Origin of the sequence: Streptomyces sp. NPDC102360 (assembly GCF_044766085.1) — a bacterium.
Lineage (GTDB): Bacteria > Actinomycetota > Actinomycetes > Streptomycetales > Streptomycetaceae > Streptomyces.
In genome coordinates this window covers 22518-36398 of record NZ_JBIWLG010000019.1, presented here as the reverse complement: position 1 = coordinate 36398, position 13881 = coordinate 22518, and the positions used below count along the sequence as shown (strand labels likewise).

At 72.5% G+C, this 13881-nt stretch carries 14 protein-coding genes; 11 read left to right on the top strand and 3 right to left on the bottom strand.

Features of this window, described 5'->3' with window-relative positions; translation table 11 throughout:
• Nucleotides 1-19: 19 nt before the first annotated feature.
• Nucleotides 20-532, bottom strand: coding sequence for a GNAT family N-acetyltransferase (locus ACIRHA_RS40510; protein ID WP_403856422.1), 513 nt, complete (start codon nt 530-532; stop codon nt 20-22).
• Between the two features lie 96 nt (nt 533-628).
• Between ACIRHA_RS40510 and ACIRHA_RS40505 the strand changes: the two genes are divergently transcribed.
• Nucleotides 629-1174 carry a GNAT family N-acetyltransferase gene (locus ACIRHA_RS40505; RefSeq protein WP_403856420.1) on the top strand — a complete coding sequence of 182 codons (546 nt, stop codon included), beginning with the start codon at nt 629-631 and terminating at the stop codon, nt 1172-1174.
• Nucleotides 1175-1222: 48 nt separating this feature from the next.
• Entirely contained in the window at nt 1223-1522 is a 300-nt protein-coding gene (locus tag ACIRHA_RS40500; protein WP_403856418.1) for a hypothetical protein, read from the top strand.
• A 361-nt stretch (nt 1523-1883) separates the two neighbouring features.
• Here ACIRHA_RS40500 and phoU read toward each other — a convergent pair whose 3' ends face one another.
• A complete protein-coding gene (gene phoU, locus ACIRHA_RS40495) occupies nt 1884-2564 on the bottom strand; it encodes a phosphate signaling complex protein PhoU (RefSeq protein ID WP_403856416.1) in 681 nt (226 codons plus the stop codon).
• A gap of 196 nt (nt 2565-2760) precedes the next feature.
• On the opposite strand from phoU, the gene ACIRHA_RS40490 reads away from it, so the two are divergent.
• The gene (locus ACIRHA_RS40490; protein WP_403856414.1) at nt 2761-4059 is read left to right on the top strand and encodes a sensor histidine kinase; all 1299 of its coding nucleotides are present in this window, start codon (nt 2761-2763) and stop codon (nt 4057-4059) included.
• Nucleotides 4056-4736 carry a response regulator transcription factor gene (locus ACIRHA_RS40485; protein WP_306321454.1) on the top strand — a complete coding sequence of 227 codons (681 nt, stop codon included), beginning with the start codon at nt 4056-4058 and terminating at the stop codon, nt 4734-4736. Before ACIRHA_RS40490 ends, ACIRHA_RS40485 begins: the two co-directional genes overlap by 4 nt.
• Before the next feature lie 314 nt (nt 4737-5050).
• On the opposite strand, the gene ACIRHA_RS40480 is transcribed toward ACIRHA_RS40485, so the two are convergent.
• The gene (locus ACIRHA_RS40480) at nt 5051-5692 is read right to left on the bottom strand and encodes a DUF461 domain-containing protein (RefSeq protein WP_403856412.1); all 642 of its coding nucleotides are present in this window, start codon (nt 5690-5692) and stop codon (nt 5051-5053) included.
• A gap of 620 nt (nt 5693-6312) precedes the next feature.
• Between ACIRHA_RS40480 and ACIRHA_RS40475 the strand changes: the two genes are divergently transcribed.
• The 7 genes from ACIRHA_RS40475 (at nt 6313) to ACIRHA_RS40445 (ending at nt 13878) form a co-directional block, all read left to right on the top strand.
• Complete coding sequence (locus tag ACIRHA_RS40475; protein ID WP_266712542.1) at nt 6313-6795, top strand: CarD family transcriptional regulator; 483 nt, start codon at nt 6313-6315, stop codon at nt 6793-6795.
• 255 nt (nt 6796-7050) lie between these two features.
• Nucleotides 7051-7800, top strand: a complete 750-nt coding sequence (ispD, locus tag ACIRHA_RS40470; protein ID WP_403856410.1) for a 2-C-methyl-D-erythritol 4-phosphate cytidylyltransferase — start codon at nt 7051-7053, stop codon at nt 7798-7800.
• Nucleotides 7790-8296, top strand: a complete 507-nt coding sequence (ispF, locus tag ACIRHA_RS40465; RefSeq protein ID WP_403856408.1) for a 2-C-methyl-D-erythritol 2,4-cyclodiphosphate synthase — start codon at nt 7790-7792, stop codon at nt 8294-8296. Before ispD ends, ispF begins: the two co-directional genes overlap by 11 nt.
• Before the next feature lie 335 nt (nt 8297-8631).
• A complete protein-coding gene (locus tag ACIRHA_RS40460; RefSeq protein WP_403856406.1) occupies nt 8632-9195 on the top strand; it encodes a GNAT family N-acetyltransferase in 564 nt (187 codons plus the stop codon).
• Complete coding sequence (locus tag ACIRHA_RS40455) at nt 9195-10676, top strand: ABC transporter substrate-binding protein (RefSeq protein WP_403856404.1); 1482 nt, start codon at nt 9195-9197, stop codon at nt 10674-10676. The genes ACIRHA_RS40460 and ACIRHA_RS40455 overlap by 1 nt, the downstream gene beginning before the upstream one ends.
• On the top strand, nt 10676-12406 hold the full coding sequence (locus tag ACIRHA_RS40450; RefSeq protein WP_403856402.1) for an ABC transporter permease subunit: 1731 nt from the start codon (nt 10676-10678) through the stop codon (nt 12404-12406). The genes ACIRHA_RS40455 and ACIRHA_RS40450 overlap by 1 nt, the downstream gene beginning before the upstream one ends.
• A gap of 155 nt (nt 12407-12561) precedes the next feature.
• Nucleotides 12562-13878 carry an MDR family MFS transporter gene (locus ACIRHA_RS40445; protein WP_403856554.1) on the top strand — a complete coding sequence of 439 codons (1317 nt, stop codon included), beginning with the start codon at nt 12562-12564 and terminating at the stop codon, nt 13876-13878.
• Nucleotides 13879-13881 lie beyond the last annotated feature (3 nt).

The following is a 13881-nucleotide window of genomic DNA, read 5'->3' as shown; positions in this document are numbered from 1 at the left end:
CTGGGCGCGGATGGCGGGCCTACGCGGGCGGGACGACGTCACTCACGTACCGCACGTCCCTGAGCGGTACGCCGTCGTACGTCTCGACGCGTTCGGCGCCGTCGGGGGTGAACCCGGCGCGTTCGTAGAAGTGTTGGGCTCGGGTGTTGGCCGCGAGGACCCAGAGGTACAGACGGTGGAAGCCGCGGTCGGTGGAACGGGAGCGGACGGCGTCGAGCAGGAGGCGGCCCACGCCGGACCCGGTGCGTTCGGGCAGCAGGTAGAGGGCGTGGAGTTCGCCGGCCGTGGGCTCGGGGAGCGGGCCCAGGGCGGCCCAGCCGATCACGGTGTCGGTGTCGGTGGCGACGAAGTTGTCGGTCCGGTTGCCGGGTGACCGGAAACGGCGGCGGCGCCGGGCCGCGTCCTCCTCGGCGGACATGGCATCGAGGTGGCTCCGCGGAACGATGCCGGCATACGCCGCTCGCCACCCGCTCACCCGCAGCGCGGAAACGGCGTCCGCGTCGCCCAGTTCCATCGCTCGGACCTCGATCATGGGCGGATGGTAGCCGGGCGCCCGGAAATTGGGGGGTGTGCCGGGTCGGTCGCTGGTTATTCTGCTCGTCCGAACAGGCCAGGGAGGCCCGGCATCGTGAGCAGTGTCAGCACGTCCTTTCCCGAGCGGATCGAGCTGTCGGGGGAGGGGCTCGTTCTGCGCGACTGGACCGAGGCGGACCTCGCCGCGATGCCGGAGCTGTTCGACCACCCCGACGTCGCGTACTGGACGCCGATGGCCTCGCCGTTCGACGATGCGGCGGCCCGCACACAGCTGGACCGGAGCAGGAAGCGGCGGGCGGAGGGCGCGTCGATCCTGCTCGCCATCACCGTCGACGGCGGCGCACCGCTCGGCGAGGTGATGCTGCGACCCGCCGCCGAGGGCATGGAGATCGGCTACGCGGTCGGCCCGGCGCACCGCGGCCGGGGGCTCGCGGCGCGGGCGGTGCGAGTGGTGGCCGCGTACGCCTTCGAGGAACTGGGCGCGAGCCGGGCGATCCTGGAACTGGAGGCCGAGAACGCCGCCAGCGTCGCCGTGGCCACCAGGACCGGCTTCCGCCTCCTCGACGACGTGCCGCTGATCATGGGCGAGGAGAAGGGACGGCCGTACGCCCTGCAGACCTGGGGCCTGGACCGCCCCTGACCGGGCCCGGACCAGGAGGGGCGTCCGTGCGGGGGTAGCCTCCGCGTCATGACGACCCGTGACCTCTACAACGTGCGCGTACTCCCCGGCGACGACCGCCCCGTCCCGCTCACCGACGAAGAGGAACGGCGCTACCGGAACCTCCTGTTCAGCGACTTGGGCAACCAGCTCGCCGACCACGGGACGACGACGTACCCCGCCCACACCCCGGAGGACCGCCGCCGCCTCGTCGAAGTGGGGCAGCGGCTGAGCACGCACTGGGGGATGCCGGTGCGGGTGACGGCGGACGACGAGTGCCGGATGCGGTTGAGCGTCGGGCAGGAGTGCGGGCCGGCCAGGAGGACTTGAGGCGTGGCGGCAGCCTACGGAGCAACTGTCGCGCGCGCGTGCGCCGTTGATGCGCCCGTCCCGATGGGCATGCAATGGGGGAAGGGCTCCACCGCGGGGCCCCGTCGAGGAGGGAACACCATGGCCGCCGACTCCCCGAAGCCGACCCGGAGCCCGCAAGCGCCTGTCGAAGTGAGCCGGAGCGTACCGAAGTTGGTGCTGCTCGGAGCCTGTGGATGCGGCTCGGGCTGCGGCTGCGGCTGCCAGTCGGGCGCGCCGTGCAAGTGCGGGGGTTCCTGCTGAGAGCAGGGACCGGAGGACAGGAGGGCCCCGCGCGGTGTGCCTGCGCGGGGCCCTCCTCCTCGTACGGTCAGGCGCGGGGTCAGGCGCTCTCCACCGGCTGGGGCTGCGTCTGCACCTCGTCCGCGTGCTCGCCCGTCACCAGGTAGACGACCCGCTTGGCCACCGACACCGCGTGGTCCGCGAAGCGCTCGTAGTAGCGGCCGAGCAGCGTCACGTCGACCGCCGTCTCGATGCCGTGCTTCCACTTCTCGTCCATCAGGTGCTGGAAGAGCGTGCGGTGCAGCAGGTCCATCTCGTCGTCGTCCTGCTCCAGCTGCATCGCCAGATCGACGTCCTTGGTGATGATGACCTCCGCCGCCTTCGCCATCAGGCGCTGCGCGAGCTGCCCCATCTCCAGGATGGTGGCGTGCAGGTCGTGCGGGACCGCCCGCTCCGGGAAGCGGAGCCGGGCCAGCTTCGCCACGTGCTGGGCGAGGTCGCCGCTCCGCTCCAGGTCCGCGCTCATACGGAGCGAGGTGACGACGATCCGCAGGTCCGTGGCGACCGGCTGCTGGCGGGCCAGCAGGGCTATGGCCCGCGCCTCCAGATCGTGCTGCAGATCGTCCACCTTCTGGTCGGCGGCGATCACGGTCTCGGCGAGCTTCAGGTCGGCGTCGAGCATGGCCGTGGTGGCGCGCCCGATCGCCGACCCGACAAGGCGGGCCATCTCGACCAGGCCCTCGCCGATCGAGTCAAGTTCCTCGTGGTACGCGTCACGCATACGGCGTTCCCTCTCTGTACCTGGCTACGTATGGAACCCGGTTGGCCCCACGCTCCCACGTTCCGTCCTGTACGCGTCCGAATCCGGCACCACAAGTGAATCGACCCCGTACCCAAGGTGAACTCTGGGCGACGAGTGTTCGAGCTGCCACTCGGATGGCTGTGGAGGAGTGCTCGGTGCCGCATAACCTGAAGACATGGACGTGAACGCGGCGGTCGCCGCAGCGGCAGCGATCGCCGGAGTGTGCACCGGTGTCATCGCCATGCTGGCGTTTCGCTGGAGCGAGCGCGACCAGAAACGCCCCACCCGCACCTCCCTGCACACGGACCCGGTCCTTCCGCCCGGCGTCGACACCGTCCTCTCCGTGCTCCGCTCCTCCGCCGTCGTCCTCGACGAGGCGGACAGCGTGGTCAAGGCCAGCTCGGCGGCGTACGCCCTCGGTCTCGTACGCGGCGGGAAGCTCGCGGTCGAACCGATGCTGCAGATGGCCCGCGATACGCGCAGGGACGGGGAGATACGACAGGTCGAGCTGGATCTGCCGCGCCGCGGCACGGGGCGCGGCGACGCCCTCGCCGTGTCCGCCCGCGTCGCCCCGCTCGGCTCCCGGCTCGTGCTGCTGCTCGTCGAGGACCTCACCGAGGCCCGCCGCATCGAGGCCGTGCGGCGCGACTTCGTCGCCAACGTGAGCCATGAGCTCAAGACGCCCGTGGGCGCGCTCTCGCTGCTCTCCGAGGCCGTCATGGACGCCGCCGACGACCCGGAGGCCGTGGAGCGGTTCGCCGGGCGCATGCAGAACGAGGCGACCCGGCTCACCAGCCTCGTACAGGAACTCATCGACCTCTCAAGGGTGCAGAACGACGACCCGCTGGAGGACTCCGAGCCGGTGCGCGTCGACGAACTCGTCGCCGAGGCCATCGACCGCTGCCGCCAGCCCGCCGCGTCGAAGCAGATCACGATGGCCGCCGGGGGCACCGCCGACCTCCGGGTCTGGGGCAACCGGGGGCAGCTCGCGGCCGCCCTCGGCAACCTCGTCGAGAACGCCGTCAACTACTCGCCGGCCCGTACGCGCGTGGGCATAGCCGCCCGCCGCGTCCCGGCGGGCGGCGGCGACCGCATCGAGATAGCCGTCACCGACCAGGGCATCGGCATCTCCGAGAAGGACAAGGAGCGCGTCTTCGAGCGCTTCTACCGCGTCGACCCGGCCCGCTCCCGGGCCACCGGCGGCACGGGCCTCGGCCTCGCCATCGTCAAGCACGTGGCGGCCTCGCACGGCGGGGAGGTGACCGTGTGGAGCTCCGAGGGACAGGGCTCCACCTTCACGCTGCGGCTGCCGGAGGCGGCCTCGACCCGCACCTCACGTTCGACACAGACCAAGACATCCCGCACCAGTGGCCCCGGAGACGTACGCGACGAAGACGACGCACACGGGCCCGACGACACAACCGCATACGAATCCATTCCTGCCACTCCTGCCGCCCCGGAGGTCCTTCCGTGACCCGAGTGCTTGTCGTAGAGGACGAGGAGTCCTTTTCCGACGCCCTGTCCTACATGCTCCGCAAGGAGGGTTTCGAGGTCGCCATCGCGGCCACCGGGCCCGACGGTCTCGACGAGTTCGAGCGCAACGGCGCCGACCTCGTCCTGCTCGACCTGATGCTGCCGGGCCTGCCCGGCACCGAGGTCTGCCGACAGCTGCGCGGCCGTTCCAACGTCCCGGTCATCATGGTGACCGCCAAGGACAGCGAGATCGACAAGGTCGTCGGGCTGGAAATAGGAGCCGATGACTACGTCACCAAGCCGTTCTCCTCGCGTGAGCTGGTCGCCCGGATCCGGGCCGTCCTGCGCCGCCACGGGGAGCCGGAGGAGGTCGCGCCGCAGGCCCTGGAGGCCGGGCCCGTCCGCATGGACGTCGACCGTCACGTGGTGACGGTGGGCGGCGGCAAGGTCGACCTGCCGCTCAAGGAGTTCGACCTCCTGGAGATGCTGCTGCGCAACGCGGGGCGTGTGCTGACCCGTATGCAGCTCATCGACCGGGTCTGGGGCGCGGACTACGTGGGCGACACGAAGACGCTCGACGTCCACGTGAAGCGCCTCCGCGCCAAGATCGAGCCGGATCCGGGGGCGCCGAGGTATCTGGTCACGGTGCGTGGGCTCGGTTACAAGTTCGAGCCGTAAACCGAGTTCAAGCCCCGCCGGCGTTTGAGGCGCGGGGTGCGGGGGGGGGGCCCCGGGGGGGGGCCCCGGGGGGGGGGCCGCGGGGGGGGGGGGGCGCCCCCCGGGGGGGCCCCCCCCCCCCCGCGCCCGCCCTGCCCGTACGTCAAAGCTAGGGCCCTTCTGACGGATCCTGCTGGAGTCGCGGGGGGGGGGGGGCCCCCCCGGCGGGGGGGGGGGGGGGGGGGCCCCCCCCCCGGGGCCCCCCCCCCCCCCCCCCCCCCCCCGGGGCCCCCCCCCCGCACCCCGCTGCTCAAACGCCGCAGGGGCTTGATCGGTCAGTGGCCCGCGGGGCTCTCCGACTCGGAGGCCGAGGCATGGCCACCCGGCGTCGCGGAGGTCGACGCCTGGTCGCCCGGCGTCGCCGGCGTGGACGGGTTCGCGGAGGCGCCCGGCGCGGCCGGAACCTCGCTCGGGCCCCACTTCTTGAAGTAGCTCTCCGCCGGCACCACGAACGTCTTCAGCTTCACGTCTCCGGCCTTGCTGAAGGAGAACGTGATCGGCTGCGCGTTGCCGTCGAGGACGGCGGTGCGGCTGTTGGGCAGCTCGGCGGAGGCGTTGCCCTTGCCGCCGAGGATGACGGAGCCGCCGGCCGGGACGGTGATCTTCGAGCCGCCCTTGGCGCCCGACAGCTTCGCGGTCTTGCCGACGCCGTCGACGGTGATCGCGTCGAGCGTCTGGGCGGCGGTCCCGTTGTTGAAGATCGTGCCGGTGACGACGGCCGGGCCCTTGGACTCGAGGTCCGGCTGGGTGATGACGGTGGCGTTCTGGATCTTGATGTCACCGACCGAGGTCTCGGCGTTGTCCGGCTTGACCTCAAGTGTCTGCGCGTTGTTACCGGCGCCGCACGCGGCGAGCGAGGCGATCGAGAACGCGATGGCGGCGGCGGCGAGGGAGCCGCGTCGAAGACTGCTGCTCACGGCGGCGGCAACTCCTTGAACGTGGGCGGGCAAGGGCGGCGGGGTGTAAAGCCGTCCTAAGGGTCTGTCAGCGGCCTTAGATTACCGAGCCGTTCCCGCGCCGCCGCACCCGACCCGCCCCTCGCGCCCGGACGCCGTCCCCGGCTCCTCCCTCTGCGCCTCGATCACCCCACGTTCCCCACGGTCACCAATGGGTCGCGGATGCCTCTCGTTCACCATTCACATAAGGCCTGTCCAGGTCCCGGTACGGATATCCGGTAAGGAATGCGCGAGAGTCCGGAAAGACGATCACGCCGGACGGCGATTCTCGAAGATCAATTCCGGATTCGGTTCGAACGTGCCTCCGGGTCCCTGAACGGAGTAGCGAAAGTTCATCGCTTCGAAGCACGCAAAACGGGACTTTCGACCCCTGGAGGGCCCGCCGCGGCCGCGGTAGCGTACCTGTTTCGGCTTGCTCGAAGAACGGCTCCGACCTGCGAATACCCTCCTCCACCGCCCCTCCGCAGCACGTTCCCGATGGAGTTGTCAAGCCCCGAGATATGCCCTGACCTGCGAAAACGCCATTCAGAACCCGCAGTTTCCGTGTTAGACTGGATAGCCACGGAAGGGGTACCTGTCACATGACGTTCAAGGTTGGCGACACCGTGGTCTATCCCCATCACGGGGCCGCGCTGATCGAGGCTATCGAAACTCGCCAGATCAAAGGCGTGGACAAGACCTACTTGGTGCTGAAGGTCGCCCAGGGCGACTTGACGGTACGTGTGCCAGCGGACAATGCGGAGTTCGTCGGCGTGCGTGATGTGGTCGGTCAGGACGGGCTCGACCGGGTCTTCGAGGTGCTGCGCGCGTCGTACGCCGAGGAGCCCACGAACTGGTCGCGCCGGTACAAGGCAAACCTGGAGAAGCTCGCCTCCGGTGATGTCATCAAGGTAGCGGAGGTAGTCCGTGACCTGTGGCGTCGGGAGCGTGAGCGCGGACTGTCCGCGGGTGAGAAGCGCATGCTCGCCAAGGCTCGCCAGATTCTGGTGAGCGAGCTCGCACTCGCGGAGAACACGAACGAGGACAAGGCCGAGGCCCTTCTCGACGAGGTTCTCGCGTCCTGACGCGCGCATAACGACTGCTGCCGCGTAAAGAACAATGCCGTGGTGCCCGATGACCCTGATGGTGTCGCCGGGCGCTGCGGCATGTTCGTACCCTCACACGCTGCGCACATACACGCTTCGCGTGATCCCCAAGTGGTGTGCCGGGCCCGGACAGCTGGCTCGACCAGTGTCACGGAAGGGTCCGGTCAAGGCGTCGCGCCCGGCACGCTGTGGCCATACCCACCTCCCCCGAGCGCACAAACCTGAACGGAACCGATGTCTGACGAAACGCGTCCCGTAGGCAGCGCAGTACGCACGGCGGCCGTGATTCCGGCCGCTGGACGGGGCGTGCGCCTCGGTCCGGGCGCCCCCAAGGCGCTGCGTGCGCTGAGCGGCACTCCGATGCTGATCCATGCCGTCCGGGCGATGGCGGCGTCCCGTGCTGTGTCCCTCGTCGTGGTGGTCGCGCCGCCCGACGGCGCCGCCGAAGTGAAGTCCCTGCTGGCCGATCACGCCCTGCCCGAGCGCACCGACTTCGTCGTCGTGCCCGGTGGGGAGAGCCGACAGGAGTCGGTTCGGCTCGGGCTCGAGGCCCTGCCGGCCGGCATCGAGATCGTGCTCGTGCACGACGCGGCCCGCCCGCTCGTGCCGGTCGACACGGTCGACGCGGTCATCGAGGCCGTACGGGACGGGGCTCCGGCCGTCGTTCCCGCGCTGCCGCTCGCGGACACGGTCAAGGAGGTCGTGCCGAGCACCGACGGTTCGCCGGAGCCGGTCGTCGCGACGCCCTCGCGGGCCAGGCTGCGGGCCGTGCAGACGCCGCAGGGGTTCGACCGGGAGACGCTCGTGCGTGCGCACGAGACCGTGACCGAGGATGTGACGGACGATGCCGGAATGGTCGAGCACCTCGGCCACCAGGTGGTGCTCGTGCCCGGGCACGAGGAGGCGTTCAAGGTGACGCGGCCGTTGGACCTGGTGCTCGCCGAGGCCGTGCTTGCCCGGAGGAGGGCCAACGATGGGTTCTGAGGGTTCCGGGATCCCGGGCGTCGTGCTGCCGCAGGTCGGTATCGGGACGGACATCCACGCGTTCGAGGACGGGCGTGAGCTGTGGTGTGCCGGGCTGAAGTGGGAGGACTCCGGGGCCGGGCTCGCGGGGCACTCCGATGCGGATGTCGTGGCGCACGCCGCCTGCAACGCGCTGTTCTCGGCCGCCGGGCTCGGTGACCTCGGGCAGCACTTCGGGACGGGGCGGCCGGAGTGGGCCGGGGCGAGTGGGGTGGCGTTGCTCGCCGAGGCGGCCCGGATCGTGCGGGCGGCCGGGTTCGTGATCGGGAACGTGGCCGTGCAGGTCGTCGGGCCGCGGCCGAAGATCGGGAAGCGGCGGGACGAGGCGCAGAAGGTGTTGTCGGAGGCGGTCGGGGCGGTGGTGTCCGTGTCGGGGGCGACGACGGATGGGCTCGGGTTCCCGGGGCGCGGCGAGGGGTTGATGGCGGTGGCGACGGCGTTGGTCGCCCGAGCCTGAGTAATCCGCCGGTCACCCCCGGGGCTCTGCCCCGGACCCCGCTGCTCAAGCGCCGCAGGGGCTTAAGAGATGCTGCTCAAGCGCCGCAGGGGCTTTAAAGATGCTGCTCAAGCGCCGCAGGGGCTTTAAAGATCGCCTCAATCGTCGGCGGGGCTTGATAGATCAAGCCCAGCCGACGATTGGTCTTTCCAGCCCCGCCGGCGATTGAGGCGCGGGGTCCGGGGCGGAGCCCCGAGGCCGGGGCTCCGGTTCGGCGGAGGGGGCCCGGGGCTTATTGCCAGGCTGTTGCAGTTAGCATGGATGGGCAATGGGCGTTCGGTCGGGCTGAGGCGGCGATGGGTGAATATGTGATCCGCGTGGCCGGGGACGGCGACGTGGACGAGGCCCGGGCCGTCATGCTGGACACTGTGTACCGCGACCTGCGCTCCGGGTACGTGCCGCGCTGGCACGCCGACATCATCGATCCGGCCGCTCATTACCTGCGTCCCGAGCGGTGCGTCCTGCTCGTGGCCGAGGACCAGGGCAGCGGTGAGATCGTCGCGACCGGTGCCGTCCGTGACCGCGGGCCCGCCGCGCCGCCCAACCCGCAGTGGGTCGCCGACCGCTTTCCCTCCGGGTCCACCGCCCAGCTGTGCCGGATCTACGTACGCCCCGAGCACCGCAGGAACGGACTCGCGCGGGGCCTCGTGCGGGAGCTCATCGGCTTCGTGGCCGGGGTCGGCGGGTACGAAGCCGTCTATCTGCACACCGACCCCGCCGTGCCGGGCGCCGAGCCCTTCTGGCGCTCGATCGCCCAAGAGGTGTGCGACGAGCGGGAGTTGCCGGGCGGCGGCCAGGGCATCGTGCACTTCGAGCTGCCGATGCCCGCGCCTGTTCCCGCGTACGCGCCCGTCGGCTGATGCGGCGCCGCGGCTTTCTGCTGGCGGCGGCCGGGATCGGGCTGACGTCGGCCTGCGGGTCCTTCACCGGGACCGCGCGGCGCGGCCGGATCGCCGTCGACCTCGCCTTCGCGCCCACCCAGGGCCTCTCCCCGTACAGCGACGACGGGCTGCTGCTCAGCCGGCTCGCCGTCGTCGACGGGCTCACCCGCATGGACACCGCCGGTGTCGTGCACCCCGCGCTCGCCGAGAAGTGGACTCGTACATCCGCCACCACCTGGGAGTTCACGCTGCGCGACGCCCGGTTCCAGGACGGCGGGCGGGTCACCGCCGAGGCCGTCGAGGGGGCGCTGACGCGGGCCGGGCGGGCGAAGACGCAGCCGCGCGTGCTCAGCGACATGCGGCTCACCGCGCGCGCCGCGGGGGAGCGGACCGTACGGATCACGACCGGCACCGCCGACCCGCTGCTGCCCGCACGGCTCGCGAACCCGTCGCTCGCGATCTTCTCCCCGGCCGCGTACGGCAAGGGCGGGAAGGGCGGGAAGGGCGACGGAGTCGATCCCGTCGGGACCGCCACCGGGCCTTTCGCGCTGGCGAAGGTGAACGGGGCCGTGTCCGCGACGCTCGACCGGTTCGACGGGCACTGGCGCGGGAAAGCCGCGGCGCGCGGCCTCGACGTGACCTTCGTCGCCGACAACAACGCCCGTGCCAACGCGTTGCGTTCGGGCCAGATCGAGATCGCCGAGTTCGTGCCCGCCGCGCAGGCGCTCGTCCTCGGCGACCGCGCGCGGGAGGTCGCCACCGTGCGCACCACGACCCTGTACCTGAACACGCGGACCGGTCCGCTCGCGGACGCCGGGCTGCGGGCCGCCGTGCGGGAGTCCGTCAACACCTCCGCGCTCGCGCGCAGCGTGTACGAGGGGTACGCCACGCGCGGCACGGGCCTGCTGGGCCCCGGTTTCGCCTGGGCCGACGGGAAGGAGCTCCCCGTCACGGGCCGGGCGAAGGCGGCGAAGCCGCACGGGCAGACGCTCACCCTCGCCACGTACACCAACCGGGCCGAGCTGCCCGAGGTCGCCGCGGCGCTCCAGCAGCAGCTGCGGCGCGCCGGGTTCGCGGTGCGGCTCGTCGTGAAGGACTACGCGCGCCTCGAATCGGGCGCGCTGGACGGGGAGTACGACGCGTTCCTGATGTCCCGGTCCACCGCGCTCGACACCGGCGACCCGGTCTCGTACTTCGCCTCCGACTTCACCAGCGGGGGCAGCTTCAACATCTCGCAGCTGAGCGACCGCGGTGTGGACGCCGTCGTGCGCGAGGCCGCCGGGCTCGAAGGGGCGGCGCGGCACCGGGCCATGCTGCGCGCCGAGGCCGCGATCCTCGGCACCGACGCGGCCGTGCCGATCGTCCACGAACAGCATTTGCAGGGCGTCGGGGCCGGGGTGCGCGGGGTCGTCCTCGACCCCTATGAACGACAGTTCGTCGGCTTGGAGACCCGCGCCTGATGCCCCGTGCCCGCAACAACCGGATGAACGTCTCCGTGGCCGTGGGGCGGGTCGGCGCCGCCGCCGGCCTGCTCGTGCTCACCGCGCTGCTTCCCTGGCTCACGCGCACCGACCCCGCGCTCACCGTGCTGCACGCGCGCTACGGCGACGCGCCGACGACGCCGAAGCAGCTCGCCGAGGTGCGCGGTCAACTCGGCCTGGACCAGGGCCCGTTCACGTTCCTCGGGCAGTGGGTTCGGGGGCTCGCGCACGGGGACCTCGGCACGTCCTGGGTGACCGGCGCCGATGTCGCCTCCGACGTGGGCTCCGCGTTCTGGGTGTCCATGTCCCTCATGGCGTACGCGATGGTGGTCGCGGTCGTCCTCGCGGTGGCGCTCTGCGTGCCGACGCTCCGGCGCGCGCGGCCCGAACCGGCGCACGAGGTGGGCGCGGGGGTCCTCGCGGCGCTCCCCGAGTTCCTGCTGGCTTCCGTCCTCGCGACGCTGTTCGCCGTGCACCTCGGCTGGTTCCCGGCGCAGGGCTGGGCCTCGCCCGCCTCCGCCGTACTGCCCGCGCTCGCCCTCGGCATCCCGGCGGGGGCCGTGCTCGGGCGGCTCGGCCAGGACGCGCTGCCCGCCGCGTTCGCCGAACCGTGGGTGCGTACGGCGCGGGCGAACGGTCTGCCGCGTGCGCGGATCGCCCGGCACGTGGCGCGGCGCGCGCTGCCCGCGGTGCTGCCGCAGGCGGGGCTCACGGTGGTCGGGCTCACCGGGGCCGCGGCCGCGGTGGAGGCGGTCTTCGCGATTCCGGGGCTCGGCGGCACGGCCGTCGCGGCCGCGCTCGACCTCGATCTGCCGCTCCTCCAGGGCTGCCTGCTGGTGCTGCTCGCGCTGGGCGTGGTGGCGGCGGTGCTCGTCGGTTTCGGGCGGCGCCGACTGCTCGGACCCGCGCTCGAAGCGGGCGCGCTCCCGGGGCTCGCGATGGTGCCGGGGGTCGGGCGGGGGCGGTTGTACGCCGCCGGGGCGCTGGCCGCCGGGCTGCTCGCCGTCATCGTGTGGGGCCTGACCCGCGACCCGCTCCAGGTCGACCTGGCCGCCAGGCTGTCGGAACCGTCCGGCGCCCACCCCTTCGGCACGGACGCGCTCGGCCGCGACGTCCTCGCCCGGCTCGGCCACGGGGCGCTGCGCACGCTCGCCGTGGCGGCGGCCGTCTGCGCGGTGTGCTTCGTGGTGGGCGTCGGGCTCGGCCTCATGCGGTGGACGGCGGGGCTCACGGAGGTGGCGAACGCGATGCCCGCGATCCTGGCGGGGTTGCTGGTCACCGGCCTTTTCGGGGCCGGGGTCGAGGGGGCGGCGGTCGCCGTCGCCGCGGTCGGGTGGGCGCCGCTCGCCGCGCACACGGCGGCGGTCGCCGAGGCGGAGCGGGGGGCCGGGTACGTCGAGGCGGCGGTCGCCTCCGGCGCGGGGCGGTGGCAGGTGTTGCGGTGGCACGTGTTGAGCGCGGTCGTTCCCACGGTGGGGCGGCATGCGCTGTTGCGGCTCGCTCCGACGACCTTGGCGCTTGCGTCCCTCGGTTTTCTCGGGCTCGGTACGCAGCCGCCCACGCCGGAGTGGGGGCGGCTGCTGATGGAGAACCTGCCGTACGCGGAGCGGGCGCCGTGGTCGGTCCTCGCCCCCGCGGTGGGCCTGGCCGGCGTGGGGGCGATCGTGGTGCTGGCCTCGGCCGCCGGTGGACTCGGGCGGCGACGGTGACCGGCCACGGGGCTCCGCCCCGGACCCCGCGCCTCAAACGCCGGCGGGGCTGGATTTTGCCGCACCGGGCCTCGACCGGTCCGCATCGAGATTCAGCGGCGGGCGGGCAAAATCAAGCCGCTGCGGCGGGTGGGCAAAATCAAGCCCCTGCGGCGATTGAGCAGCGGGGTCCGGGGCGGAGCCCCGCGGGCGCAACGACGGTGCTGCGGGGGCTACCCGGATACCTCCGGTTGCTCGCGGGCACGCAACTCGCCTTCAACATCGGCTTCTACGCCGTCCTCCCCTACCTCGCCACCCACCTCGCCGACACCATCGGCCTCGCCGGCTGGGCGGTGGGCCTCGTCCTCGGGCTACGGACGTTCAGCCAGCAGGGCCTCTTCGTGGTCGGCGGCGCGCTCACCGACCGCTTCGGCCCGCGCCCGGTCGTGCTGGCCGGATGTCTGCTGCGGATCGCCGGATTCGTGTGGCTCGCCTTCGCGGACAGCACGGCCACCGTCGTCGCCGCGGTCGTACTCGTCGGATTCGCCGCCGCGCTGTTCTCGCCCGCCGTCGAGTCGGAGGCGGCCCGCGAGGCCGTCCGCCACGAGCGCGCCACCGGCGTCCCGCGCGCCCAGGTGCTCGGCGTCTTCTCGGCGGCCGGGCAGGCCGGCGCGTTCCTCGGGCCGCTGCTCGGCACCGCGCTGCTGTACGCCGGGTTCCGCGCCGCCTGCCTGGCGGGCGCGCTCGTCTTCGTGGGGGTGTTCGCCGGGCACGCGCGCCTGATGCCGCGCCGTGAGCGCGCACCGGGCACGCACCGCGTCAAGGGCGGCCGCGCCGTCTTCGCGAACCCCCGCTTCCTCGCGCTCTGCCTCGCGTACAGCGGCTACCTCATCTCCTACAACCAGCTCTATCTCGCGCTGCCCGTGGAGCTCACCCGCGCCACCGGCTCGCAGGACGCGGTGGGCCTCCTCTTCGCGCTGTCCTCGCTGCTCGTCGTCGGCGCCCAGCTGCCCGTCACCCGCTGGTCCGCGGCCCGGATCGCGCCGAGGGCCGCGCTGACCGGGGGACTGCTGCTCGTGGCGGCGGGCTTCGCGACGGTCGCGGCCACGGCCCCGTACCTCCCGGGCCGCACCCCGTACGCGCTGCTGCCCGCCTGCGCGCTGGTCGTACTGCTCACCCTCGGCCAGATGCTGCTCGTCCCGGCGGCGCGCGGGCTCGTCCCCGACCTGGTGGACGAGCGGCACCTGGGCCTCGCGACGGGGGCGCTGTCCTCCGTGTCGGGGCTCGCCGTGCTGGCCGGGAGCGCCGGAACGGGGGCGCTGCTCGGTCTGCCCGCGCCCGCCCTGTGGTCGGCGCTCGCGGTGGTACCGCTGGTGGCGGCGGGGCTCGCCCGCTTCGTGACACCCGTGCGAACGGAGTGCCGAAATGCCGGCGCGTCCGGGTGCGTTGCTGGAGGATCGGGTACGCGTCAACCGTCCCCCGAGAAGGAGTGAGGC